At 70.6% G+C, this 310-nt stretch carries 1 pseudogene; it reads right to left on the bottom strand.

Annotated elements, in window-relative coordinates:
• Positions 1–310, bottom strand: a pseudogene (locus HNH97_RS18500) (1-deoxy-D-xylulose-5-phosphate synthase); the annotation flags it as partial.

The raw sequence follows: 310 nt of genomic DNA, 5'->3' as shown, positions 1-310 counted from the left end.
GATGCGCCCGCGCCCGATCTCCATCACCCTGCCCGCCGCCGGCAGGTCAAGGCCGAACCCGCCGCCGCGCGGGTAGCGCAGGGCGATCGGTCCCTCGTCAAACGCCGCCGCCGTCGTGGTCATGTTGAGCAGTTCCAGCTCGTCACTGGGCGCCATGATGGTGATGCCCGGCAGGCAGCCGAGGTAGTTCAGGTCGAACGCGCCGGCATGCGTCGCGCCGTCCGCGCCGACAAGGCCCGCGCGGTCGATGGCGAAGCGCACCGGCAGGTTCTGCAGCACCACGTCATGCATCACCTGGTCATAGGCGCGC

The organism is Gluconacetobacter entanii (assembly GCF_013155425.1).
Lineage (GTDB): Bacteria > Pseudomonadota > Alphaproteobacteria > Acetobacterales > Acetobacteraceae > Novacetimonas > Novacetimonas entanii.
Note: the sequence above shows the minus strand (reverse complement) of the source record. Positions and strands in the feature narration are given on the sequence as shown.